This is a genomic window from Nocardiopsis coralli (assembly GCF_014892575.1).
Taxonomy (GTDB): domain Bacteria; phylum Actinomycetota; class Actinomycetes; order Streptosporangiales; family Streptosporangiaceae; genus Nocardiopsis; species Nocardiopsis coralli.
On the sequence record NZ_JADBGI010000001.1, the window covers coordinates 156,704 to 180,352 of the forward strand.

At 62.9% G+C, this 23,649-nt stretch carries 19 protein-coding genes, 1 tRNA gene and 1 pseudogene; 11 read left to right on the forward strand and 10 right to left on the reverse strand.

Going from position 1 to position 23,649, the window contains the following annotated elements; translation table 11 throughout:
* Positions 1 to 25: 25 nt before the first annotated feature.
* The 3 genes from IDM40_RS28755 to IDM40_RS00750 all read left to right on the forward strand — a co-directional run bounded on the left by IDM40_RS28755 (position 26) and on the right by IDM40_RS00750 (position 3,015).
* A complete protein-coding gene (locus IDM40_RS28755) occupies positions 26 to 1,264 on the forward strand; it encodes a phosphopantetheine-binding protein (protein ID WP_193119894.1) in 1,239 nt (412 codons plus the stop codon).
* Between the two features lie 2 nt (positions 1,265 to 1,266).
* Positions 1,267 to 2,175, forward strand: coding sequence for a transglutaminase domain-containing protein (locus IDM40_RS00745; RefSeq protein ID WP_193119895.1), 909 nt, complete (start codon positions 1,267 to 1,269; stop codon positions 2,173 to 2,175).
* Between the two features lie 525 nt (positions 2,176 to 2,700).
* Positions 2,701 to 3,015: a hypothetical protein gene (locus IDM40_RS00750; protein ID WP_193119896.1), complete on the forward strand. Its 315-nt coding sequence runs from the start codon at positions 2,701 to 2,703 to the stop codon at positions 3,013 to 3,015.
* A gap of 224 nt (positions 3,016 to 3,239) precedes the next feature.
* Here IDM40_RS00750 and IDM40_RS00755 read toward each other — a convergent pair whose 3' ends face one another.
* A complete protein-coding gene (locus IDM40_RS00755; RefSeq protein ID WP_193119897.1) occupies positions 3,240 to 3,386 on the reverse strand; it encodes a transposase family protein in 147 nt (48 codons plus the stop codon).
* A gap of 341 nt (positions 3,387 to 3,727) precedes the next feature.
* Here IDM40_RS00755 and IDM40_RS00760 point away from each other — a divergent pair, with 341 nt between their 5' ends.
* A complete protein-coding gene (locus IDM40_RS00760; RefSeq protein ID WP_193119898.1) occupies positions 3,728 to 4,972 on the forward strand; it encodes a condensation domain-containing protein in 1,245 nt (414 codons plus the stop codon).
* 9 nt (positions 4,973 to 4,981) lie between these two features.
* On the opposite strand, the pseudogene IDM40_RS00765 reads toward IDM40_RS00760, so the two are convergent.
* Positions 4,982 to 5,786: pseudogene (locus tag IDM40_RS00765) on the reverse strand (IS5 family transposase).
* 439 nt (positions 5,787 to 6,225) lie between these two features.
* Here IDM40_RS00765 and IDM40_RS00770 point away from each other — a divergent pair.
* Positions 6,226 to 6,483, forward strand: a complete 258-nt coding sequence (locus IDM40_RS00770) for a phosphopantetheine-binding protein (protein ID WP_193119899.1) — start codon at positions 6,226 to 6,228, stop codon at positions 6,481 to 6,483.
* A 442-nt stretch (positions 6,484 to 6,925) separates the two neighbouring features.
* Here the strand turns inward: IDM40_RS00770 and IDM40_RS00775 are convergent.
* Together IDM40_RS00775 and IDM40_RS00780 are read right to left on the reverse strand one after the other, a co-directional pair.
* A protein-coding gene (locus tag IDM40_RS00775) for an IS3 family transposase (protein ID WP_193119900.1) occupies positions 6,926 to 8,105 on the reverse strand; the annotation gives its coding sequence in 2 pieces (ribosomal slippage) (positions 6,926 to 7,841 and positions 7,840 to 8,105; 1,182 coding nt in all).
* Positions 8,106 to 8,205: 100 nt separating this feature from the next.
* Positions 8,206 to 8,520, reverse strand: coding sequence for a hypothetical protein (locus tag IDM40_RS00780; protein ID WP_193119901.1), 315 nt, complete (start codon positions 8,518 to 8,520; stop codon positions 8,206 to 8,208).
* Positions 8,521 to 8,718: 198 nt separating this feature from the next.
* Here IDM40_RS00780 and IDM40_RS00785 point away from each other — a divergent pair, with 198 nt between their 5' ends.
* Genes IDM40_RS00785 through IDM40_RS00795 form a run of 3 tightly spaced genes read left to right on the forward strand, consistent with a single transcriptional unit; the run spans position 8,719 to position 15,832 of the window.
* The gene (locus IDM40_RS00785; protein WP_193119902.1) at positions 8,719 to 9,915 is read left to right on the forward strand and encodes a restriction endonuclease-related protein; all 1,197 of its coding nucleotides are present in this window, start codon (positions 8,719 to 8,721) and stop codon (positions 9,913 to 9,915) included.
* Positions 9,912 to 13,193 (forward strand): hypothetical protein, encoded by a 3,282-nt coding sequence (locus IDM40_RS00790; RefSeq protein WP_193119903.1) that lies wholly within the window; start codon positions 9,912 to 9,914, stop codon positions 13,191 to 13,193. The genes IDM40_RS00785 and IDM40_RS00790 overlap by 4 nt, the downstream gene beginning before the upstream one ends.
* Positions 13,194 to 13,204: 11 nt before the next feature.
* Positions 13,205 to 15,832, forward strand: coding sequence for an RNaseH domain-containing protein (locus IDM40_RS00795; RefSeq protein ID WP_193119904.1), 2,628 nt, complete (start codon positions 13,205 to 13,207; stop codon positions 15,830 to 15,832).
* A 268-nt stretch (positions 15,833 to 16,100) separates the two neighbouring features.
* Here the strand turns inward: IDM40_RS00795 and IDM40_RS00800 are convergent, their stop codons facing one another.
* The 3 genes from IDM40_RS00800 to IDM40_RS00810 all read right to left on the reverse strand — a co-directional run bounded on the left by IDM40_RS00800 (position 16,101) and on the right by IDM40_RS00810 (position 18,725).
* Entirely contained in the window at positions 16,101 to 16,250 is a 150-nt protein-coding gene (locus IDM40_RS00800) for a hypothetical protein (protein ID WP_193119905.1), read from the reverse strand.
* A gap of 1,089 nt (positions 16,251 to 17,339) precedes the next feature.
* Entirely contained in the window at positions 17,340 to 18,515 is a 1,176-nt protein-coding gene (locus IDM40_RS00805; RefSeq protein ID WP_193119906.1) for a hypothetical protein, read from the reverse strand.
* Between the two features lie 48 nt (positions 18,516 to 18,563).
* A complete protein-coding gene (locus IDM40_RS00810; protein ID WP_193119907.1) occupies positions 18,564 to 18,725 on the reverse strand; it encodes a hypothetical protein in 162 nt (53 codons plus the stop codon).
* Between the two features lie 208 nt (positions 18,726 to 18,933).
* Here IDM40_RS00810 and IDM40_RS00815 point away from each other — a divergent pair, with 208 nt between their 5' ends.
* Together IDM40_RS00815 and IDM40_RS00820 are read left to right on the forward strand one after the other, a co-directional pair.
* On the forward strand, positions 18,934 to 19,122 hold the full coding sequence (locus tag IDM40_RS00815; RefSeq protein ID WP_193119908.1) for a helix-turn-helix domain-containing protein: 189 nt from the start codon (positions 18,934 to 18,936) through the stop codon (positions 19,120 to 19,122).
* Between the two features lie 36 nt (positions 19,123 to 19,158).
* Positions 19,159 to 20,340, forward strand: coding sequence for a site-specific integrase (locus tag IDM40_RS00820; RefSeq protein WP_193119909.1), 1,182 nt, complete (start codon positions 19,159 to 19,161; stop codon positions 20,338 to 20,340).
* Positions 20,341 to 20,439: 99 nt separating this feature from the next.
* On the opposite strand, the gene IDM40_RS00825 is transcribed toward IDM40_RS00820, so the two are convergent.
* The 3 genes from IDM40_RS00825 to IDM40_RS00835 all read right to left on the reverse strand — a co-directional run bounded on the left by IDM40_RS00825 (position 20,440) and on the right by IDM40_RS00835 (position 22,690).
* Positions 20,440 to 20,513, reverse strand: a tRNA-Pro gene (locus IDM40_RS00825).
* Positions 20,514 to 20,553: 40 nt separating this feature from the next.
* Positions 20,554 to 21,678 carry an NAD(P)-binding domain-containing protein gene (locus IDM40_RS00830; protein ID WP_193119910.1) on the reverse strand — a complete coding sequence of 375 codons (1,125 nt, stop codon included), beginning with the start codon at positions 21,676 to 21,678 and terminating at the stop codon, positions 20,554 to 20,556.
* Between the two features lie 163 nt (positions 21,679 to 21,841).
* Entirely contained in the window at positions 21,842 to 22,690 is an 849-nt protein-coding gene (locus IDM40_RS00835) for a hypothetical protein (RefSeq protein ID WP_235997182.1), read from the reverse strand.
* Positions 22,691 to 22,996: 306 nt separating this feature from the next.
* Here IDM40_RS00835 and IDM40_RS00840 point away from each other — a divergent pair, with 306 nt between their 5' ends.
* Positions 22,997 to 23,632 carry a hypothetical protein gene (locus IDM40_RS00840; RefSeq protein WP_235997184.1) on the forward strand — a complete coding sequence of 212 codons (636 nt, stop codon included), beginning with the start codon at positions 22,997 to 22,999 and terminating at the stop codon, positions 23,630 to 23,632.
* The last annotated feature ends 17 nt before the right edge of the window (positions 23,633 to 23,649 follow it).

The window sequence follows — 23,649 nt, forward strand, 5'->3', positions numbered from 1 at the left end:
GGGACAGGGACAGGAGGGGTCGGCAGTGGAGCACGTGACGAAAAATCCGACAGCCTTGAACGCGGTGGTCGATCGCGTCCGCCGGGTACCGGACCGCTACCGGGAGTTCAGGGTGTCACCCGAGCGGGCCGAGTGGTCGCATCGGCTGGGCCGGAAACTCCTCGACGAACTGACCGATGCCGGTCTCCCCTATCGTGGCTCGTCCCGCGACCGCCGCTACGACGACCGCGATCTGAGCAACATCTCGCTAGACCTGCGTCTGTCCTCCGCGCGATACCTAGCGATGCGGGGATGGGCGGGATCATTGAAGTCGCCGCCGTCTGATGACGACCTCCACGAGGTGGAGATCACCGGCCGCCCCCCGGAAACAGCCCCGGATTCCCCTCGGTTCTCCCCCTCGGAACTGTTGAGGAGCCTTCCCACTTTCTCGGAAGTCGGCAACGGCCGGTATCGCCTGCGGCTCGCCCCAGACCGTAGGGAAAGCCCGTTATGCGACGCGGTCGGCGAACTCTTCGCCCCGGTTGCGGACCTCTGGTTCCACGTGCTTCCGGACAAGCTCCGAGAGGACCTGGGCTTCCTGCGTGAGACGGGCCTGGCGGACTGCAACCTCGCCGCCAAGTTCGTCGTGGAAAGGGCCGAAGCGCACGGGATGAGGGCCAGGCGGGCTTTCGGGTTCTTCCTAGCCGTCCCGTACTCCATCGACCACGTATGGACGGAAGTTCACGTCGACGACGCCTGGTACAGCTTCGACCCCCATCTTCTCAACACCCTGGTCGAGCTGGGTCTGCTCAGCGGACGGGAATGGCCGATGCGGCGGTCGATCGGGCAGAGCACTCGCAGCCTCGCCTTCGCGGAGGACCCTCTGGTGACAGTGGCGGGGGCCGGTGTCGAGCTATCCATGCCAACCCGCGTGGTGTCCGCTCACGAGATCACGCCCCCTCCCCGACGCCAGGACGGAGCCACGGATCCGACGCCTCGGGCATCCGATGCTCCGTCCGACGATTCGCTCCCCAAGACAGTCGACGAAGGTATCGAACACCAACTCCAGCTTGTGGCGTCCACATATTTGCGGACCCTTCCACACGATGTGGACCTGAACGCCGACCTCATGGAGATCGGCTTTGACTCCATCGCCCTGATCAATCTCATCAGGGACATCGACGAACGCTTCGGGGTCAAGATGGATCCAGACATCGTGCTCGACGGCCCCACTCTCAAGTCCATAAGGGACCACTTGCTCACGATCAGTCAGGAGGATGCGTAATCATGTCGAGCCATGGATCGACGGACTGGGTTAAAGCCCTCGAACACGTGTCCCCGACCCCGGACGGGCATCAGAAGTGGGTCGACGCTGGTTACGCGCGCGAAATCCTGCGCTGCTCGAATGAGGAGATCACACGGCTTCGCTCCTCGGGTATCCAAACCCGGGGAGACGCGTTCGACCTGTCCGACCTGTGGAATGTAGGCCTTTATTCAGGCACCGGGGCGAGCCGACCAGAGTTGGAGATGACATTCTTCGGCCTGGTTGTGTCCCCGCGGCGGGACTGGATCATCGAAACTGAGTACTCGATCGCTCTGGAAGCTGCTTGCCCTCACGGGAATGAGTGCGTCGGCGGTCGTTGGGAACCACCCCAGCTAATGAGGGCCCAATGGCACGATAATGAGACTGCAGCCGGATGGGTAAAGTGGACGGGTGAGATCACGATCTCCGGCCACCCGGACACCGTTCGCGACCCGCAGGCAAAAAAGATCTGGGATACATTCGTCACCGACCACTCGTTCCACTACCCCTTCATGCGTGGGGAACAGACTCCGGCACTCACACGGAGTAGGAGAGTAGGAAATTGCGTCTCCCTGTCAGCGGCACTCCACGAAGAACTGACCGGTCATGGACTCTCATCCAGGATCCGGGACGGCTTCCTGTTCTCAGGACGGAAAGCACGGATACACAGGTGGGTGGAATTCAAGGAGGACGACCGAGACTGGAAGCCGCTGGACCCCTCGATGGCCATCCTCGCCTCCCGGTTCTTCACCCCGGAGTACGCGCGATTCTGCGAAGGATCCTCGCTAAACCTCCTGGCCAGGGTCGCACCCGGAGACACATTCCATGTGCACCATTGGTGCACGGAGGATCGAATAGACCTCGTGCCCACGGTCACAATTCGCAAGAACTAGAAAGCTGAGCATTGAAGCGCCTCTTGGCGGCGCCAGGGCCGTATCGATCATGGCTCAACACCTATCTCCCGAGAATATCACGAGGCGCCATCGGACACCCCGCGGGCGAAGACACCACTTGAAGTTTTATTCCGTAGCGCTTATTCTTGCCCTTTTCGATGTGCGCGACGCAGGCACTGTTTGAGGCAATGTCGCTTAGCTTAAGTTGATCTTGGTTGGTCGGATACTGGACCGGTAGGTTTCCGCTCATGACCTCAACCTCTCCGGCTGCACCCAGGTGGCCGATACCGGTGCTGCGGTGTTGTGGCGGGTCAAGGACAGCCTGGAGTTGCCGGTGGGTGAGTTCTTGCCCGATGGGTCCTACACCTGGTTGGTGCTGGCTCCCCGTCTTGGCAAGCCCCGGCGTGCCCGGTTGGTCCAGGCCCTGCGTGATGGTGATTCCATCCACGCGGACCAGGCCCGTCGGGTGCGGGTGGTGGAGTATCAGGTCCCTGGTTCGGCAGGTAAAGGTGGGGAGGGATCTGCTTGGTCACCACGCTGGGCGATGACCGGGTGATGCCGGCCGGGAGGTTGGCGCAGGCCTATCAGCAGCGGTGGGGGAGCGAGGTGGCCAACGCCGAGCTGAAGAGTTCGCTTCGTGGTCCCGGTCGGGTGTTGCGTTCACGCAGCCCGGAGATGGTCCGCCAGGAGAGCTATGGGTATCTGCTCACCTATCGTGCGTTGTGCGTGTTGATCTGTAGCACGGCGACCGAGGCCGATATCGACCCGGATCGGGTCAATATCACACCCACGGTGCGTATGCTTTGCCGTCGGATTGGTGGTCCGGCGATTTTCCCCTGAACAGCCCGATGGTTTCGGGTCGGGTATATCGGGAGATCACGACTAAGAGGAACCTGATTCCGCGGCGTGGATATCGGAGCTATCCCCGGGTGGTCAAGCGAGCCCGCTATAATGGTTACCGGGCCAAAGATGCCTCTGAGTCGAGGTTGGGCGTCCTGACGTTACGAAGGTGTGGCTGGTCAACCATTCCGAACCTGGGGTGGCTGCGTGATGATCAACTTACGCTAAGCGTCATTGCTGTTCGAGGGTGGGACCTGCTCGGCGAGGAGCTCCGTGATATCGCGCACATATCGCCAAACGGTCGTGGTGCCGACACAAAAACCAGCTGCGAGCTGGTGCAACGCTTCGCTCTTGGACAGGTGAACCAGCACGAGAAAAGCCGGGGGCGGGGGCCTTGGTCCTGCGCCACCGGAAACCGGTGTTGTTGCAATGAGCGCGGATGGCTCTGGCCACCAGGTTCAACATACGAGATGATAAGGGCAGCGCGGCGGGGTAGATCTACATCAAGGATCTGGTTTTCGGGTGTTTCTTAGTCGAAAACGGTTGAAAACATTGACTCCGATGCCGACCATCTGCTATCGTATTCTAAGTAATCAGCGTCCGCTGATACAAAACCACAGAGGAATGCGAGAATACCATGACTGGCATCTTTTAATATATAGCACTGGGCGCCGGAAATTCCCGGCGCCCAGGTTCTATTTTGGGAGTAAATTTGAGACATTCACACCCACTCACACTAAGTCAGCTTTCATTCTACTATGAATATTTTTTTGTTCCCCCTGAAAAGAAGTGGCAGGCAAATCTCTTCGATATATGGAAGATTCCTTCTGGCAAATCACTAAAAGAGGTTTCGAATGCCTTGCGCGAGCTTATTGACAAACACGACACATTTCGAACAGTCTTCGATTTCTCAGATCCTACGAACCCGGCGCAGATTTTAGAGAGAAATACTGGAGGGGTTTTTCGAGTACTAGATTCATCCACTAACAACATCAGTGATGATATTTTCTTCACAGTGAGCAGATTTGCACGAGAGCCGTTTAACATAGAGGCTCAGCAGCCATGGAGAATCTGTGTCATTAAATCGGATGGCAGCCCTTCCCATGTTGTCGTTGCAATGCACCACATAGCTGTCGATGCATTTTCTTGGAATCTCCTTTTTCAAGATTTTTTAGATATTATAGAAGGCAAAAAATCTTCGATATATAAGTCTCCTGTCGAACTTGCAGAGGAACAACATTCACAGTCCTGGGAGAATAGACTTGGCAAGTCTCGGCGTTACATCGAGCGCGCCCTGTCCGCTAATCACCAGAAAGATATTTCCCCTGTGATTGGGGAGTCTCGCCATACAGTTCTCACATCACTGAAGTCCCACCGGGCCGCCAGGGCCATCCGCGAAATCTCAAATTCAGAGAATACTTCTGAATCAAGTATTATTTCTGCATTCTACTCAAGGTGCATATCAAATTTCTTCGCTCAGGAAAATATTCTCCTCAGGTCGGCTTCTTCTAATAGATTCAGCGATGAGGCCCGTTCCGTAATAGGAATAATGAACCAGTGGGTGCCAATCCCCCTGGAGCCGCAAGGGGAGAACTGCACAAGCTTTCTGAGAACAATTAATGCCCGATCTATTCGAGCATACCAAAATGGGATTTTTGACCCGATGCATTTTAGGGGTAAATCGGGAAATCCTTCTCTCCTGTACTCCAATCTTGGATACTTCTTTAACTATTTAAACTCGGGCGCCCCCAAATTAGGAAATGAAATTGAAGACTGGATCGATCCACTAGTCGAAAGCTATATTCCCACCAACACTTCTGGGGCTCCCTTCTACCTGGTTGCCGGAAGTGGGGATTACCTGAATCTGATCCTAAGATCCAAGCTAGAAAGTTTCTCTAGTAGCGATGCGCATTATTTTTTGAAGTCAATGGAAAGAGATATCATAGAATACACTTAAGAGCTCGACTCATTTGGTGAATCTACGGAAGACAGGTCAGCGTGCAGGCGATGTCTGCGAACGCGGAGAAGACGAGTGGATTTGCGCTCGTAGCGGTTGTGGAGTCCGTGATATTCGGCTGGCCAAGACATGGTGCGCTCCACCTGCCATCGGTAACGGCCCAACCGTTGGGAGGCCTCTAGGGCCAGGCGGTGGGCAATTCCCCGCGTTCGCCGAGCCATCGGCGCAGGTGGTTGTAGTCGCCTAGCCTTTGTCTCCGTGGAGCTTGCCTGGGTTGCTGCTCCTGCAGCATCATCTGGATCTGATCGGCAGTATCGCGCGAATCAGCAGTTGCAAAGCTTGGCTGTCGTGCAGATTCGCACCCGAGATCGCGATGGAGATCATAAGTCCGGTCCGATCGATGATCAGGTGGAACTTGGACTCTTTCTTGCCCCGATCGACAGGATTTGGAGCCGTCAGGCCCCCTGCGAGTGCACGTATGTTGACCGACTCGATCGCATACCGCGATCAGTCCAGTTCACCACGGGAGCCGAGTACGTCCAGGACCAGGTGGTGCAGCTACGCCTGCACGCGGGTTCGGTTCTACTCGGTGAAACGTCGGTGCTTGCTGGGGCCAGGGGGCCGACCACCGGTGAGAGATCGGCCCACGTGTAGCCGATGCTGACCACGAAGATGGAAGATGATTGCGGCCAACACCTCACGATCCCCGTGTCCGCGCCGCCCAACAGCTTCAGGCGAGGTAGGCGCTTCGGGGCCCCACCCGTTGGAACAGCTCCCACAGGCCGTACAGCACCAACCGCTCAACCATCGACAATGGGACAGGTTACCGAGAATCCAAATGAGATTAGCTCTCAGGGAATGCGAGGGATCACCATGCTAACCTTCGCTATTTCTAGGACAGCAGCCTCTGATGAGTGGGCAGATCCGACACTGAGGACAAAGAAGCGGGATCGTTTCGTGGATACTGCGTCACAACAGGCACTCTAGAGCATAGTCGCCCGGGCGCGGGAAGCGGCAACAAGCCTGGATGAGAACTACGTAGTGGAGGAGGCGGGTTGGTGCGAATTCCCCTTGCGCTAGAGAAACTCCCCTATAACAGTTACGTCGGCCTGAGCGTGGTCGGCTTCGAACATCCCCGCACGTTGTTCGCGCTGGCCAAGTGGTTACGACAGGCTGAAAGCTACACACATGAGAGTGAAACCCCAATAGAGACATCCAACGGAATACCTTAGCACGAAGAGAATGGAGCGAGGATGCCCAATCCCTGGGATGAGACGTTTGAGAATCTGATACGTAAGGCGCTGAGAACTCATCCAGCAAACGCGGAGATCAACGAAAGTCTAGACCTGTTCTCCGCAGGTCTAGACTCTATGGCACAGATCGAACTCATGCTCGCCGTGGAGGAGCACTATGACATCATAATCCCCGACGAGATGCTGGTGAAAGAGACATTCTCTACGCCCGCCCAATTGTGGAAGGTCACTAAATCCGCCCCGAGAAACACCTCATGAGGTACCAGAAATTACGAGAGAGGATTCGAGTTCGCTCATATAAATCGAATGAATCAAAAGCCTCGAAAAAGTTTTGTCTGACCCGGATTGCAGAGGTTTTGCAAGGTCGCCTGATGTCTGCTTCAGTGCGGAATTCGAGGTTGCGGTAGGAGCCGTCCTTGCGGGCGGCCCCCGCGCAGATATCAGCATGCGGAACTACCGCACTGAGCTCCTACCTCGAATAAGAGCGTCGAACCGAAACTCGGGAAAAAGATGAATAACGCGAGCAGGCGTCAACCACCGATACACGAGACGGCTCATCCGCACCCAATTGAGATTGAATCACCCTGGGTTTTTTGGAGGCTTTGGCATGTACCGGTTTTGGTGGAGCCGTGTTTCCGGATTCTCAGCGCGTGTTTGTGAGGTGCCTTGCTGATTCCGGACAGGTGTTGGACCGCTTCTTTCATGCGGCCAGCCGCATCTCCTGATGCGCCGCGTAGATTTCCGCTGGCGTGTTGTACCCGAGCGCGGAGTGAAGACGCCTGCGATTATACCAAAGTTCAATGTAACGAGTGATGTCGCGCCGCGCCCGCTTCCGGGTGGCATACACCACCCTGCTCACCCGTTCGTTCTTCAGTGTCCCGAAAAATGATTCGGCCATGGCGTTGTCAAAGCAGATTCCGGTGCGGCCGACCGATCTTTGGATCCCCTGCCCGGCAAGGAAGTCACCGAAGCTCTTCGAAGTGTAATTACTGCCGCGGTCGGAGTGGAAGATCGCCCCATCGGATACCTTGCCGTTCCGCTGCGCGTTCTGCAGGGCCTGGATGATGAGCGGCGTCCGGTAGTGGTCGTCCATAGCGTACCCGACGACTTCCTTCGTGCAGCAATCAAGAACGGTCGCCAGATAAAGCCACCCTTCCCACGTGGGAATGTAGGTGATGTCGCCGACGAGCTTGTGGCCGGGGCGGGCAGCGGTGAAGTCGCGCTGGACCAGGTCTGGGATCTCGGTGCTCCCGACCGGGTCGGTCAAAGAAACCCGCACCGGACGCGGCTGGCAGCCCTCCAGGCCCATCTCGCCCATGAGCAGGCGCACCAGCTCGGGGCCGGCCTGCACGTCCCACCGCTGCAGCTGGGCGTGCACACGCCGGTACCCATAGATTCCATCGGAGTCGTCGAAAGCCTTCTGAACGAGGAGCTTGAGGTGCTCTCGACGCTTGGCAGTCGCCGATTCCGGGCGGCTTCTCCACTCGTAAAAACCCGAACGGGAGACGTGGAGCATGGCACACATGAATGTAACGGGGTAGGCGTACTCCACCTCACCGGTTCTCTGAGTCTCCATGAACTCGTACTTGGAGACTACCGGTGATCCTTCGCGAAGTACGCTGCGGCTTTTTCAGGAAAGAGTTCTCTCGTTCCAGTTCGGCATTGCGCCGTTCAAGCTCACGCAGGCGCGCCCGGTCACTCGCATCGAGGTCGGTCGTTTCGCTGCTGTGTTCGTCTTTGTAGCGTCGGACCCAGTTCCGGAGCGTCTCGTTGCTGATTCCAAGCTCTCTCGCTACTTGAACGATCGGCCGTTGCGTTTCGATCACCAGGCGTGCCGCTTCCTCACGGAACTCCGGTGAGTAGTTGCTCTTCCTGCCCACGTTTCCCCTCGTTTCCTTACGAGACCATCGTATTGGGTCCCTGTCCGGAAACCTCGGGGCACCTCACCCAACTGTCAGCGGCTGACCAGGCTGAACAGCGCTAGCGCCACGGCCCCAGGACCCCGGTCACCGCCGCTACAGCGATCCGCAACGGAATCCATACTGTGTGCAAGCGTGCGATCAGCAGGAGACCGATGACCGCCACCGACGCGATCCGGCTGGCAACCAGGGACCACATTCCGGCTGTCGCATCGTTCTGGGCCGCACCTCCCTCGAACTTTACGTAGGTGTCCGATGCGGGCACCTCGAGCAGTCTGGCCACCTTCCTCCTCCAAGGCGAGCCTTCCAGGAATTCAACCTCGGCGATCAGCACGTGCTCGAGTTCTGCCCGCAACGCCACCAGGGCATCGACCACGAGAAGTGCACCTAAGTGCTTCATTTCGGGCGAGTCATTGCACACCCTACGAAACTCCGCATATACACCAATCCACTAATAAGCCTCCCAACCTCACCCCCAGGTCGGCACGCTCCCCTTCACAAGCTCTACGTGCTAACTTTCTCTTGCATAAAGCTCTGTCGTGGTCACTAAATGGAGTGAGACGGAGGTCTCGTTGTGCTGTCCACCGAAGAACGCCTGTGCCGTAGAGACAAGGTTGTCACTGCCGCGATCCGCGCCGGGTACGCCTGGGCCGCATTCGACGCGGAAAAAGATGCCTGGCAGGAACTCGCGCGCATGGCAGGTGTGGTGATGAACGCCTGCGGCCCAGCCCAGGGGCCCCGTACCTCCAGCACGCTGATCTCATCCCTGTCCCGCCCTCTGCGCCAGATGGCACCCGGCCTCTTCGAAGACGACCCCGTCGGCGATCTGACGGTGTGTAGTCCCGACACGAGCGACGATGGCGTCCAACTCAGCGATGACGTCTTCGAGTACGGATGCGAGCACATCGTCGACCTTCTGGAGGGCGAGGCCGGCTACCGGCACAACGGCTGGATGCCCTCGTGGGCCTGGATGCGTGCCGAAATGGTGGAGAACCGAGCATTCCAGACCCTTGACCAAGGCACCACCGACCAGGAGTACACAGCCCACCGCCGCTTTGTCATCGAGAACCCCGCCGGCGTTCGTCAGCGCCTGGCTGCGGATTTCTCCGATGTGCGGGGCGACAAGCGTCAGGTGCGTTACGGCCTGATTCCACCGGAGCGCACGTTTGAAGGGGCATTCTGGTGGCCGTGCCCGGTGTGCCGGTGGCCCATGCGTGTCCAGGACACGGAGGTTCACTGTCAGTACGCGCCACACAACGCGTTCTACTACATCCGCGCCGCACGTCAGCGCGGAACACCCATGCTGCAGCCCCGTGATGGCGCCGTCCCTCGCCAACCAAAAACCCAGCGCTTTCGATCGGAGGGGCCCGACCAAACGGTGTGCGTCGAGGAAGGGGTATGGCGCTACATCGTGGTGCCCGGCATCAGCGAGGTCCGACTCTTCGATCGGCTGGCACGGCTGGACTCCCGTGGAGTTGAAGTCGACCTGTGGCCGAGTAAGGACACCTACGACCTCACCGTGCGTATCCCGGCCCTGGGGTGGATGAAGCATCTGGACCTCAAGGACGTCACTCACGCGAAACATCTGGCCGAGCGCATCGCAGCGAAGCCTCCCGCAGCACCGACCCTCGTGATCCCGGACCACCGCGGGGAAGCTCAGCGTCGCAAACTCGACGATCTGTTGAACCCAAGACACCGCTACGAGGTGATCATGGCTGACGATGTCCTCAAGGAGGTCCGGCGCCGATTGCGGAAGGTGAAGAACGCATGAGCGTCGATGGTTTCGAAGAAAACTCCGGTGACCACCGCATCGTGCCCCGCGTATTGGCCAGCGCTTGCGCCCTGGCGGAGGCACACTTCCCGCCCCCAACGGTCGCGAAAGCGCACTTTCTGGTCAGCGGTGAGCTCCATGCCTGGGACCGGTACCACCGGCTGCCGGAAGAAGACCTCCGTCGCCTGGGTCGGCTGCTGCGTCATCGTGACAACCCCTTGGGTCACGAGAAGACAGTCGAGGACGAGCTGGAGCGTTTCATCAACGGGGACGGCAGCCTGTGCCAATACGCTCTCGACGACCAAGGCCGTCTGCTTCCTCTGCACGGGATGGACCCCCGAGCGTGTGCGGACGAACTGCTCGACGAGATTGACCGAATCCGGGCGGGCTCGGCGAGCCTGCGCCCGGTTGCGGGGCCCGGGCACTACGTCTCCACCGTGCGAGTGCCCCAGGCTGGAGATCAGGTGCCACCCGTGGTCACAGCACATTTGTCGCTGGAGGAACACCACACCGCAGACGCGATCGCCCCGCCCCGCGTGGTCACGACCCCCGCGACCGAAGTCGAGATCAAACTCCGCGAGATCGAGGAACTGGCAGCGGACCATGACAGAGCCTCCGGTGGCGGACACCGGGTCTCGACGCTGTCCGAACTGTTCCAGGGCCTTCGTGGAAGGAAAGCGACAAGTCCCGTCGACGTACTGCAGGTGCGGTCGGGTGAGGTGTCTGTGTTCAACGCTCCTACCGGTTCCGGGAAGAGCGTGATGATGCGTGTACTCGGGTCCTGGGCGGTCCGAGAAGACATTCCTGTGGCTCTCATTGCTCCTCGCAACAGCAACGTGGTCAAGCTGGCGCACGAAATCGAACAGGACCTGCACGGCCAGGGCATAAACCCTGATGGCCTCGTTGTCCCACTCATGTCGCCCAATTCACAGATGCGTGAACTCCAACGCATCATGGAGGAAGAGCCCGACAGGGATCTGAGGCTGTGGGCCCAGGAAAAGTTCGGCTACGGCTGTGCGCTCCCCTCAGCGACTTCGACCGAACACGAGGTCGACACGTGGGACATGGGCCAGGAGCCGTGCACGAGCCTCGCTCCGGCTGAATCGATGCACGGGGCCGCGCGCCGTCGCAAGAACCCGCCTCCCGCGCAGGTCTGCCCGTTCCAGGTCACGTGCGGCAAGTTCGAACAGCAGCGTCAAGCCTGCACGGCGAAGGTCATCGTGACCACGCACGCCAACTTCTATCGAGGGCGCATACACATCCCCGTTCAGGTGGACGATCAGCCCGTCACGGACACGTTGGCCGTCGAAGAACTCGTGATGCGCCGTTGCCCGTTGACCGTCGTCGACGAGATCGACGACTTCCAGTCCCATGTGCTGGGCAGTGAGGGACGAGGTCTGACGCTGGCATGGGGAAATCACCGCGAAGACCGTCCCCTTCTGGCAGCGGACACCGAGCACATCGATGCCTTTGGCCGCCTGCCTGGCCGGCTCTCCCAAGGGCTGCGCAACACGATCTCCAGCACTCGATGGCTTTCGGAGACCTACATCACCGCGCTCGCCGACGGCACTCTCGGTCCTAGTGAACGGCGCAAGAATCGCCGCAAGAACCGGCCCACCGAGAAGCGTTGGATCATGCCTCAACGGTGGGACACCTGGCTCGCCACACAACTACACGCATACATGGCCGATGATCCTGCGCTCCTAGTCACGAGCGAGCAGGACAGCGACGCGTATTCGCCGCATCGCACGTTGTTCCGTGATCTCGTTGACGAGCGGAAGGCTCTCGACGGCCTGCCCGAGCACCTTCGTTCGTTGGGTCATCTGTTGCGGCAGGTCGTCCACCCGCGGCAACCATCCGGTGACACCCACATGATCCGCCGAGGGATCGATGAGCTCCTGAATCCGTGGGTGACCGAGCAGCGACTCCGAGCTGAAGTCACTGACCGATTGTTGCGGCGCGCCTTCCTCGGCCCCCTGCAGCGGACGATGTACCAGTTTGTGCACAGCGCTCCAGCTTTCGCCCGAGCCGGCATGGAATCGGTTCGACTAATCGCCGATGTTCTGGGCCCTTACAGTGCCTGGCGCGCCATCCCGCATGGACCGCTCGGCCGTTTGATGTTCGCCTTCACTGAAGACATCCACCACAGCAGGACCGGAGACACCAAACTCAGCGTGGCCGCGTTCGGGGGCGACCCCCACAACTACGTGACCACCCTGGGAAGTGTCACCGCCTATGCGCGTTGCGGGCGAAGTCGAGCGGTGTTGGGGCTCTCAGCAACCGCTTACGCTCCGGGAGCACATCGCCACCACGTTCACGTCGAGCCCACCTGGTGGGTTCCGGACCAGAGCCCGGGCACCGTGGACGTCGAAAATGTGCCCGTCCCTGGACCCGACGGGGAGATGTCCCGCGTCTCTGGCAAGTCCGGCAAGGCGCGGATCGAAGCGACGCTCTCCATGGGAGAGCGTCTGTGGCCGCTCCTGCGCAATGAATTGGACGTCCTCGAGCAGTCGGGAACCTGGGGCACTCAAGACCGGCTCCTGCTTGCCTCCACCTCCTACGACAGCTGCCGCCATCTGGCTGAAGGACTGGTGCGGGGAGGTGCCAAACCCGGATCTTTGGCCGTGGCCATCCGTCCGGCTGAGTACGCAGCCACATACGGAGACTCCACCTCGAGCCCGGAGTGGGCCGTCCAAGAACTTCCCGGGGACCGCTTGGAGGACTTCCCGAACCTGCCGGGCGCGAAAATCCTCATCGCCCCGCTGGGACGGGCCGAGCGCGGACTCAACATCCTGGCCCCGAACACAGGCGTCTCAGCGATCGGCTCCATTTGGGTTGCCATCCGGCCGATTCCGTTGGTCGACGACCCGGATGAACTGCTTGCCTTTCTCGGATCCCACTGCCTGGCGGACGCACGCACCAGCCCTACCCCCTGGTTGGAGTTGGAGAGACGCAAGAATGTCGCTGGTCACTACTTCGAAGAACTGGTCACCAATGAACGCTATTTCCGCTCCTTGCCCGATGTGACCAAGAGAGCCATCGCCGCTGAACTCGTCATTTCGCTCATCCAGCTGGTCGGCCGAGCCCGACGCGGGGGCACCCCTGGACGCATCAAGCTCGTGGACCACGCATTCGTCAATGCCAACGGCAGATCAGACTTGCCGTCCCTGATCCGAGACCTGCGTACCGAATGGGCGAGAAGCGGCGCCCTGCACCTCATGCAGAATCTCTACGGAACTACACTCGACGCTTTCTTCTCTTTCGCCGATAACCACTGAAAGACCTGCCCATGCTCACGACACTGGCATATCTTTTCCCCCACAGCGGCTTGGGATCTGTAACCGCCTACCCCCTCAGTCGGGAGTTCTCCGCCGCGTGGCAGCGACTCCCCGGATACCAAGACACGGAGAACGGGTCGAAGAAACGCTTCAAGCGACCTCCCTACGCCGGCCTGGCCTCTGCACTGAGCGCGGTCACCGGCCAACCCGTAGTATTGATGCCCGACACTTACCACAACGTCGACATAGACGACATCACTCCGATGGTTGCGATCACCACCGATCCCATCGATCCTCGACTCTTGACCAGCGCCGTGCGCACGTGGGAGCGCTTGGTACGGAAAGGCGACGACACGAACACTCTGGCCCCACTCTTGAACGAGGCCGACATCGAGCGCTACGAACTCGCCTCGTTCGTTCGCGGGTCGAAAGAGGGCAAGCCCATTGCTCCCGGTTGGTTCTACCGCGTCGCCACGTGGTCTTTCGCCCAGCGTCTCGCACGAAAACCCCTGACACTCAGCAGCGGCGGAAAGTCGGTCAACCTCGCCTGGCGTATGGACACCCAAGGCAGCCTGTGGTCATGGGACCTGCCCATCCGCAACGAGACCCTGCGCCCCAAGCGCGTGGGGTACGCGATGCACAAGTTGGACTTTCGCATCATCACACTGCCCGGGGAATCGCAGTTCGCCATCCACGTCATCCCGACGTTCACACGGCTCGCTACACACTGGGCAAAGACCCGTACTGTGCTGCTCGACCGTGGCAAACAGGCTCTGCTCCGTCTCCCTGTCGGGCACCGCCCCCTGGACACGCCGGACGAGGACGGGAGTACGTGGCGCGCCTACCCACGCAACTTCACCGCCGAGATCGTCCAAGAGTGCGGGCTCGAACTGATCAACCTCCCCAGCAACTCGGATCTCCGGATGCTGGGAGGAACCGGCCGGGTCCTCCTGCCAGGCCCACAGGAATATCCGATCGGCAAGGGCGTCGGGACACGTTTCGTCACTGCTCTGTCCGACCACATCATGGACACCGTCAAACGTCCCCGCATCTCTCCTGTGGAGTACACGCCCGATTCCAAAAAGAAACTGACTCGCCCTGTCACCGGACAGCTGCAAACAAAGGACCTGGAATACGCTATCCACGCTACCGGGCACGACAGGCTCCGCATCCTTGTTCTCTACAGCGAGGGTTCTACTCGTAAACGAATAATTGCTGCTCTCGCCCGATACACATCGTCCCCACGCCGGCCCGTGGAATGCACCGATCGTACTGACTACCGGCTCCACGGAAACCTCTACGTCCACTTCCGCCGCGTGCCAGCGATCGACTCACCGAAATCCATCGCGTGGAACGAAGAACTGGCCCCGCTCCGCACGTTGTTCCGCGACGACATGCTCACCGGGGCACTGGTCGAGACCGTGTGGATCCCCAAGCCCACCAAGAAACAGCGTGAGGGAAAAACCGCTCCCCACGACCACAAACGCGAGCTGAGGCGCTACCTCTACAACGAAGGGATCGTCTCCCAGTTCCTCAACCGAAAGAACCCACCAGATTCCAAGAAAACCCCTCACACAGAAGCGAGCGATTCCACCACAGACCTTCCCGGCGAGGACAAGGAGATCCAGGAGGAGAAAGACCATCCTGCCATCAACGCCTCGCGTGACTTGTTCTTTCGACTCGGCGCCATCGACCACCGGCTTCCTGCCGCCACACCGGTGAAGGAAGGCGCGATCCTCGTGGGCATCCATCTACGGCAGCAGCGCAAGAGCACGCGGAGCCCTCGAGGCGCAGCTCAGACACAGATGGTCGAAGTCCTAACCGCCGTACACACCAGCACGGACCCGGAGTCTCCGTGGAGAACGACCACCTACTCCCCTGCGACCAACGACTGGCTCCCCCAAGCCGAGGCCGAGGCTGCCTTCGGCCGGGGAACCATCGGCCTAGAGGGCCACGCACGGCACGACGAAGGCGCCCGGAAGGTACGCGATCACGTAGAGGCAGCTCTACGCGCTCTGCCAACGGCTCGCCCCTTGATCATCTTCGTTGACGCCGAAGCATGCCGCACCATCTGGCCCGGTTTGCAACACCAGGCTCTCGGCCAAGGTGCGCTCCCTGGAGACTCGCTGCGACGGAACAACCGGTCGATCGCGGTGGTCTCGGTGAACACTTCGTACGGCGAAGTTCCCACCCCTGTCGAGAACACAGCTCGCAACCGAGCGAAGCTCAAGAGGCCGGCCAAGCCCCAGGACTACCTCTATCGCCGAACCTCCAGCACAGGGGTCACCACCTGGTACATCGCGCAAGCCTCACGGACCTACGACGGATTCGGAGGCGAGGGCCGCGCAGGAGGGCTCCATACTCGTGCCACTCTGCCCGAGTCGGACCGACGTCTACACCTGAAGAAGGACTGGCACAGCTTCACCGCTGTGCAGTTCCTGGTCGCAGCCTGCGGGGGCCGCCCTGAGGAGGAACTCGCGACCCTCACCGCACAGTTGTGTCACCAGTCCGCGGCTTGGGACTGGCGTACCCGTCACCCGTACCCGCTCCATGTCGCCGCTGCGGTGGACCGGGCCCACCCCGAGTATCGAGGTCCATCTCTCGACGAAATCAAGTCCGACGAAAAGAGCGCCCCGTAAAGGCAGCAAGGAACACACTGACCTACGGATCTGCAAAATGGCGGAGTGCGCTCACACAACCCTGCATTTCCTCACCGAATCCGAACCGTCGAACGTGACGGTTTCCGCCCTCGCCACAAGCCGCAAGCGCACATTCCACCGATCAGCCTACGCGCGAGAGCCACCCGAGAGCGATTGCTGTAAGGCACTCCCGGAGGACCTCGGGCGCCTCAGGCATCTCCGCCCGGGTAAGGGGCGAGGCTTGTAGTAGCCTCGCCCCACAGATCCGCTACAACCGCACAACGCAGATGGAAGCAGAACCCGCCAGGGCGAATGCGAAGGCGATGATGACGAGGCGGCGTGTCTTTCCGTCGTCCTCGATGGCTTTCTCTACGAGACCAATGATCTTACATGCAATGAGGACGATATAGACACTCATAAGTAGAGCTCCTTGGACACCAGTACCAAGGGCTCCTGCTCAGAGCCATTCAGCGCGAGGAGTGATCGGCCGCTCACGCCCAACCGGCGGCAACCCGTCTATTGCAGCTCAAGGTATGCACTCAGGTAAGCTATGTCAAGGCCTTTGTACCGCTGGGCCTTGGAGAGGCCCTGCACGGCATCGGCCAACTTGTTGACACGCTTCTCAGTGAATTGTTCGTCCCGGCCACAGCGGGGGCACCGGATTCGCAGCTTCCTGCGCCCCTCCCCTCCCTCGAAGAACACGGTCGCACGCTCCGTTGTCGTCCAATGATCCCCGGTACGACGCTGATTCCTCCCATATTGGTGCACGGATCGGCGCCGACTTTCTGGCATCGTCGGCTTGAGCACACGATCAGTGCCTGGAGCCAGGTTGCGGTAACGCTCCTCCATCTCACGAAACTGTTCATCAGTTGGGGAGTTCCTCTTGTCGATGAGCATCGCGACCTCTATGGAGGGGTGTGGTTTGTTCTTACCACCTCCGCAGTTGAGTCGGAGGTAGTTCGCGTTGTGGTGAATCTGCCGTCGCCTACTCATGATTGCCTCTCAAAGTTCTCTCACTCGGAGCCGGAAGCGACCCCTACCGATAGAACCTGACAGGTGTGACATTTTCGCGCTGGAACGCCCGGAAGCTCTGTCTCTCCGCTGACCCTGTCGAACCGATCGACGGGTACGGAGCCGCTCACACGCGACCTCCCCTTGGGCGACGAAGCAGCGAAGCCCTTACGGGCTGCTGGCGCCCAACAGCCCGTCGGTGGCCTGGAGCGCGAGGTAAGTGTCCTCTCCTGCTGCTTCGAGGAGGTCTTCCTCGCCCGTCGCGACTCGGGGATCCGCCCCGAGCAGCTCGCGCCAGGAACGGTTCCGGGCCGAGTCATAGGCTTGACATGCTTCCTCTCGCAGGCGGCCCACGCTCTCCTGCCGCATGATCTGGACTCGTCGCTCCCAGGCTGCGAGCTCAGCTCGAAGATCCTCGGAGTCGCGTTCCTCGGGCACCCTGTCGGGTAGTCCGTCAGGACCAAAACGCAGAGGTTCCAGGATCCCGCCCACAGTGTCACGGATGACCCCGGCCAGCTCGCTGTGCATCTTCGCGCACGCGCCGAACAAGGCACGGGAGAGACCGCCCCCGAACACCGCTCCCGGACACGGCAGCGGTCAACATGTCCTCCGCGTCCTCCCGTGCGGAAAGGTCCCCAGTGGTCTGCGGGGGTTGGCCCCTGACCCGGGAACGCAGCTCCCGGGTGGCGGGGTCCTGCTCGAGAAGGGTCAAGCCACTGCGTCGATCTGCCGCCGCGAGGGCTCTATGCCGTGCAACGGGAACCACCGAGAGCTGCTCCTGGCCGACGCTGATGAGGTGGAAGTAGACCAGCATCCAGGAACGTGTCAGCTCTCCCACAGCGCGCGCGGCGGCCGCGCCCCCGTCATCATTCGGGCTCACCGGGGGCGACGCAAGGTACTGCGGCCATTCCTCGGGCCCACCGGCACCGACGTTGTCGAGCGTGACGAAGACTTCCTCCTCGACACTGCTGCCGCACAACATCAGGCGGTGGGGCACCTCCTGGACAAGCGCGCCGCCAGCCAGAAGCTGGTCCCGGCCCCGGCGCAGCTGCGGGAGCCCGATGCTGCGCGCCCCCTTGGCCTCGACGAGCCAGAGGCGTTTCTCGTCGGGGTGGAAGCCATGAAGGTCGGGCCTGGACCCGGCCGAGCTCCATCCGGCCGACCCCGCAGGTTCGGCGGACTCCCCGTGGGTGGTCATGCCCAGCCCCATCAGGCTTCGGCAACCCCACTCGGCCATGGTCATGCCCAACCGGTAAGCGAAAGCGCCCTGAGCGCTGGGCTCTGCACCTTGTGTGTAGGCCAGACTCGGAACCAGGCGTGGCCTGGTGCCTCCGTCGGCCTGCTGGAACTCCTCGCGACTCAGGTAGGCCGTCAGTGGGGTGGTCCGGGCCAGCAGTTCGTGGACCGCCCGTTCCGGATGGTGCACGAGCCAGGGGATCAAGTCTCGTCCCACGGTGACCGCTGACTCGAGAATCTCCCGCCACGTCGTGTCGACCATGTACTCGCCGGCGCCAGGGACACCGCCGGGCGTGGGCCATGCCTCGGTGGACTTGCGCCAGCGCAGGTACTGCCGCCGGGCGGGCGCGTGCCGTACGACCACAGGGATTCGGAGAACATCCCGGGGCGTGAGGATCGGACCATCGGTGTGTTCGGGGGAAACCATGAGGAACATGGTCTCACCTGGGAGTACGTTCACCTCGTGGGGTCAGCGTATCCCCGGTCAGTTCGACGAGCGCTCCGTTCCCTCGTCCTCTTCTGCAGTCTGCTCATAGCTTGCGAACGCAGTGCGCACGCGCTGCGCGGCAGTGCGAAACACACGCGTGAGCAACTCATACGCACCGACCAGCGCGAAGGTGAGCCAGACATGGAAATGCGCGACCACACCGCTGCGGACACTGCGCCTTTGGCCGCCACAGATACGGCTGAACCGATGATCGACAGCATCCGAGGCAACAGTCCTCCCTTGGCGCGGCCGCGGCGAGTATCGATCGGGACGCACCCCTACGAATCGCTTGCCACCGTCTGAGCCAAATCCGCCTTCCTGATCGCAACCAGTAGACGAGGGCGCAATCGCGAGGAGGGAGCGAATCTTGGACGAGAAGGTCGCCTACTCGGTCGACGAGGCAGCACAGGCACTCAGCCTCGGCCGCACCACCGTCAAGCAGCTCATCGCCACCGGAGACCTGCCCTCCGTGCGGGTGGGTCGCCGCAGGCTCATCCCCCGCTCCGCCCTGGAAACCTACGTCCACCGGCTTCTCCAGGACCAGGAGCCCGCCTAGGCTGTACGGGACCGTTCCCGGGAAAGACGAGGAGTGGTGCCCCGAACCCCACGCAAACCCACCAGAGCCGCGCTGTCCGACCGGTCCGACGTCTCGGTCTACTTCGACCGGGTCAAGAAGCTCTGGCGTGCGGAGATCCGCATGCGCCAGGACCCGCACACGGGGCGTTGGCAGGTCAAGAAGGTAAGCAGCAAGAACAAGAACACCTTCTACGCCAAGCTGTCCACGATCCTCGAGGAACTGGATCAGGGGGTCGACTCCCCCGCCTACTACACCGTCGCCGACTGCGTGGCGGAGTTCCTGCGGGACCAGCTCTCGGACGTGGGCGCCAACACCCGAGACAACTACACACGGGTGATCAACACCCACATCACCCCCTACCTCGGTCGGCACCGGTTGGCCGAGCTGCGGGTGGCCGATGTGCTCGCCTGGCTACGCGGCCGCAAACCGCACTTGTCCTCGCGAACGCTGCGGTTGGTGCTCAGCCTGCTGGAACGAGCCATCCGCTACGCACAAGTGCAAGAGATGGTCTCGCGCAATGTCGCCGAGCTCGCTCGCCTCGATCAAAGGGGCCGGCTCCGGGGCGACCAGCCAGGTCGGCCCTCCAAGTCCATGACCTTGGACCAGGCCGTGGCGGTACTCAAAGCCGCGCAGGGCACACGGTGGTACGCCTACTTGGTGCTCGCCATCGTCACCGGCACCCGCACCGAGGAGATGCGGGCTTTGACGTGGGAGCAGATCACCACCGACGGCGAGGTTCCCACGATCCATGTGTGGGCCTCGGTTCGCGAAGATGGCGACACCAAGACCCGTAGGTCCAGGCGGTCGTTGGAACTGCCCGATCTGGCTCTCAAAGCCGTCAATGCCCATCGGGCCATGCAGGCGCACGAACGCCTGGTCGCTGGCGAATTGTGGCAAGACAACAACCTCGTGTTCTGCACACGCAAGGGCACACCGTTGGACCGGCACAACGTCCTACGGGAGCTGCGCACCATCATGAGAAAGGCGGGATTGAACGACAAGGAATGGACCGCGCGAGAACTGCGGCACACTTTTGTGTCCCTGCTGTCCGACCACGACGTGAGCATCGAGGAGATCTCACTGCTGGTCGGCCACAACGGGACCGACACCACCGAGCGCGTCTACCGACGGCAGCTCCGGCCGGTGCGCCGCTCCGCAGCGACAGCGATGAACGAGATCCTGCACGACCTGGGCTGAGCACCCACTGGCCCCGGTTCTACCCCACTTTTACCCCACCTGGGCAGCAAAAAAGGGCCCACCGGATGATGGACCCTTCGATGACCTGCTGCTTCTGTGTCGGGACGGCGGGATTTGAACCCACGACCCCTTGACCCCCAGTCAAGTGCGCTACCAAACTGCGCCACGTCCCGTGTGCCGAGCGCGCCCCTGGCGTCGCCGACGCAGGAGACCTTACCGCATTCCGGCGCCGGACCGGGCATCGGGACGTGCGCGCTCCAGCTCGGCGAGGGCCCGGCGGGCGATGGTGCGCCCGGCCCGGTTCGCGCCGATGGTGCTGGCCTGGGGCCCGTAGCCGGCGAGGAACAGGCGGGTTTCGCGCACCGCACGCCCGTCCTGCACCTGCAGCCCACCGCCGGGCTCGCGCAGCCGCAGCGGCGCCAGGTGGGTGAGTTCGGCGCGGAACCCGGTGGCCCAGATAATGGCGTCCACGGGTTCGAAAGTGCCGTCGTCCCAGCTCACGCCGTCGGGCTGGACGGAACTGAACATGGGGCGCGACACCAGCAGGCCCCGGTCGCGCGCGGCCAGGTTCTCCGGGGTGGCGGGCAGCCCGGTGCCGGCGACGATGCTGGGGAGGCGCTCTCCGGCGCGTGCGGCCTCGTCGGCCTGCCGTACCGCCCGGCGTCCGGCGTCGGGCACGTCCGCGAAGGTGACGGGCCGCCGTGTGACCCACAGGGTGTCGGAGGCCACGCCCTCGAGCTCGCGCAGGAACCCGACGGCCGAGGTGCCGCCGCCCACGACGAGCACCCTGCGGCCGGCGAAGTCCTCGGCGGCCCGGTACTCGGGTGTGGAGATCTGGACCCCGGCGAAGTCGGCGGCGCCGGGAACGTGCGGGCGGAAGGGGCGCGCCCACGTCCCGGTGGCGTTGACGAGCACGGTGGTGCGCACGGTCCCGCGGTCGGTCTCCACCTCGAAGGGGTCGCCGCCCCCGCCGGAGACCCGGTGGACGTGCACGGGACGCTGCACCTCCAGCTCGAAGTGGCGCTCGTAGCGGTCGTAGTACTCGCGCACGACGTCGCGGGCGGGGCGCGCGGGGTCGGCGGTGGCGAAGCTGACGCCGAGTTCGTCCATGCCTGGCAGGTCGTGGACCTTGTGGGCGCGGTCCAGGCGCAGCGCTTCCCAGCGGAACTGCCAGGCCCCGCCGGTGTCGGGCCCGCGGTCGAGCACGAGCAGGTCGGCTCCGGGGACGAGCCCGAGGCGGCGCAGGTGCCAGGCGGCCGAGAGCCCGGCCTGGCCGGCCCCGACGACGGTGACGCCGACGGACTCGGGCAGCCTCGCCCCGGTCGCGGCAGTGGTCATGGGCCCTCCCTCGTGTCGCCGGCTGCGCTCCCCCGGTGACAACAACGCGGGGCCCGCGCTTTTTCCGTGGGTCACTGCGTGGTGCGTCTCGCCCGTGTGCCGCGCCAGGGCCCGGCGACAGGGGGGCTCCGGGGAGGGGCAGGCCCCGGAGTCCGGGAACGGGTCAGACGCCCGGGACGAAGAGGTCGGGCCGGTGGCGCCGCACCTCGTTGAGCAGGGGGTTGCTCCCGTCGGCGGGTCCGGCCGCGGGGAAGGAGATCGCGACGAGCTCGGCCCCGGTCCCCGGGTGGCGCGGCTGCCCGGAGAGGGCGGCGCCCGCCCCGCCGACCTGGGCCGGCACGATGCGTTCACCCCACCCGATGATCCCGTGGGACTGCACGTTCTGGACCCGGACGTCGAACGGGCCCATCTCGACGCTGCGCGCCGACAGGGTGTTGTCGACGGTCGGTCCCACCTGGGTCAGGTCCTGCCAGCGCAGCCGCACCTGGAACCCCAGGTGGTCCCGGAGCTCCACGCCCACCGGGGAGACGATGACGTGGGTGCGGGTGACCATGCGGTGCACCTTGGCCAGGGGCACACACGCCAGCCCCGCGGTGGCCAGGAGCCCGACGAGGGTCCCGCCGATCATGCCGGTCCCTTCGGCGGCGCTCTCGAAGGGGATCGAGCCGAGGATCAGCGCGAGCACGAAGAAGCCCACGAGAGCAGGGGCGAAGGCGAGGGTGCGCCGCAGGTACATGCCGGCGCTCGCGTCGGGGGCCAGCCACCGGGTGCCGGGTTCGCCGGGCAGCGGCCATCCCGGGGCGCGTGTCCAGCCGTGGTCCAGGCCCGGGACGGCGACGTGGTCCCGGGGTTGCGGAGGTCCGTGGTGCGCAGGCGGTCGGTGTGCCTGGTGCGGCGGCCACTGCTGGGGTGGCCCCGGGTACGGCGGCCCCTGGTGGGGCGGGTGCGGGTGGTGGTGCCCGCCGGGTTGCTGCGGCTGGTGAGGTCCGCCCGGTTGCTGCGGCCACGTCATCGGCGCGCTCCGGTCGCCGCGGGCTCTCGGGTGATCGCGGACATCGTGTCCCCCTGTGGTGTCGGTGGTGGTCCGGGACGGCGCCCGGGGACGTGGCTCAGGGGGATGGCGGCCGCCCCGCACACATCGGTGCGGGCGGCACGCGGGACCACGTCGGAGGGCGGGGGCGGGGCCTTCGGGGGCGGCCGTCACGGCGTTCATCATCGCACCGGGCGCCGCACCGGTGATCGCCCGGGGCGCGGACCGGCCGGGCTCGGCACCGGGTTCCGCCCACGCAGAAAGGGAGCGGCTGTCACAATGTGGGTCATGTCCAACCACACTCCCCCGCCGGCACCCCCTGCCCCCGGTCCCCAGCAGCCTCCCCCGCCCGCGCAGCCCTCGCAGAAGCGCCGCCTGCGCCCCGGTTACCTCGCAGCGCTCGCCTCCCTGGCCGTTGCCCTGGTGATGGTCGTGGTCGTTGCGGCCGTCGGCACCCGCATCGGCCACCCCGAACCGGACTTCGCCGTCGACGTCACCGGCGGAGGCCTCATCGAGGTGGAGGTCGAGGAGGGCGATCCGCTCGGCGAGATGGTCCTGATCACCGCCGACCACGACGGAACCTGCATCCAGGGCGCACCGGAGTCGGGCCTGGAGACCGGCCGGTTCATCGGTGGAGGGCTCGACGTCTACGGGCCCGACGAGATGGTTGCCCGGTCCGTGTTCCTTCTCGACGAGCCCGGCACCCACGTCTTCGAGTGCGGCGAGGAGGTCGAGGGCGGCCTCGCCCCGGCGGCCACGACCGTCGACGCGGCCGAGACCCGGCAGCAGATCTGGGCCGTGACCGCGCTCGGCGTGCCCACCGTGGCCGTCCTGCTCGCCGCGGGCCTGGCGCTGGGCACGTTCCTGCGCAGCCGCAAGGAGAACGCACCCGGCCCGCCCCCGCCCGGAAAGCCCCGCCCCTGACCGCACGCTCACCGCTC

Excerpts from the sequence above, each read along its gene's own strand:
- IDM40_RS00790 (WP_193119903.1), top strand. The coding sequence starts at position 9,912 with ATGAGCGTCGATGGTTTCGAAGAAAACTCCGGTGACCACCGCATCGTG.
- IDM40_RS00745 (WP_193119895.1), top strand. The coding sequence starts at position 1,267 with ATGTCGAGCCATGGATCGACGGACTGGGTTAAAGCCCTCGAACACGTG.
- IDM40_RS00830 (WP_193119910.1), bottom strand. The coding sequence starts at position 21,678 with ATGACCACTGCCGCGACCGGGGCGAGGCTGCCCGAGTCCGTCGGCGTC.
- IDM40_RS00795 (WP_193119904.1), top strand. The coding sequence starts at position 13,205 with ATGCTCACGACACTGGCATATCTTTTCCCCCACAGCGGCTTGGGATCT.
- IDM40_RS00770 (WP_193119899.1), top strand. The coding sequence starts at position 6,226 with ATGCCCAATCCCTGGGATGAGACGTTTGAGAATCTGATACGTAAGGCG.
- IDM40_RS00835 (WP_235997182.1), bottom strand. The coding sequence starts at position 22,690 with ATGACGTGGCCGCAGCAACCGGGCGGACCTCACCAGCCGCAGCAACCC.
- IDM40_RS00800 (WP_193119905.1), bottom strand. The coding sequence starts at position 16,250 with ATGAGTGTCTATATCGTCCTCATTGCATGTAAGATCATTGGTCTCGTA.
- IDM40_RS00805 (WP_193119906.1), bottom strand. The coding sequence starts at position 18,515 with ATGTTCCTCATGGTTTCCCCCGAACACACCGATGGTCCGATCCTCACG.
- IDM40_RS00840 (WP_235997184.1), top strand. The coding sequence starts at position 22,997 with ATGTCCAACCACACTCCCCCGCCGGCACCCCCTGCCCCCGGTCCCCAG.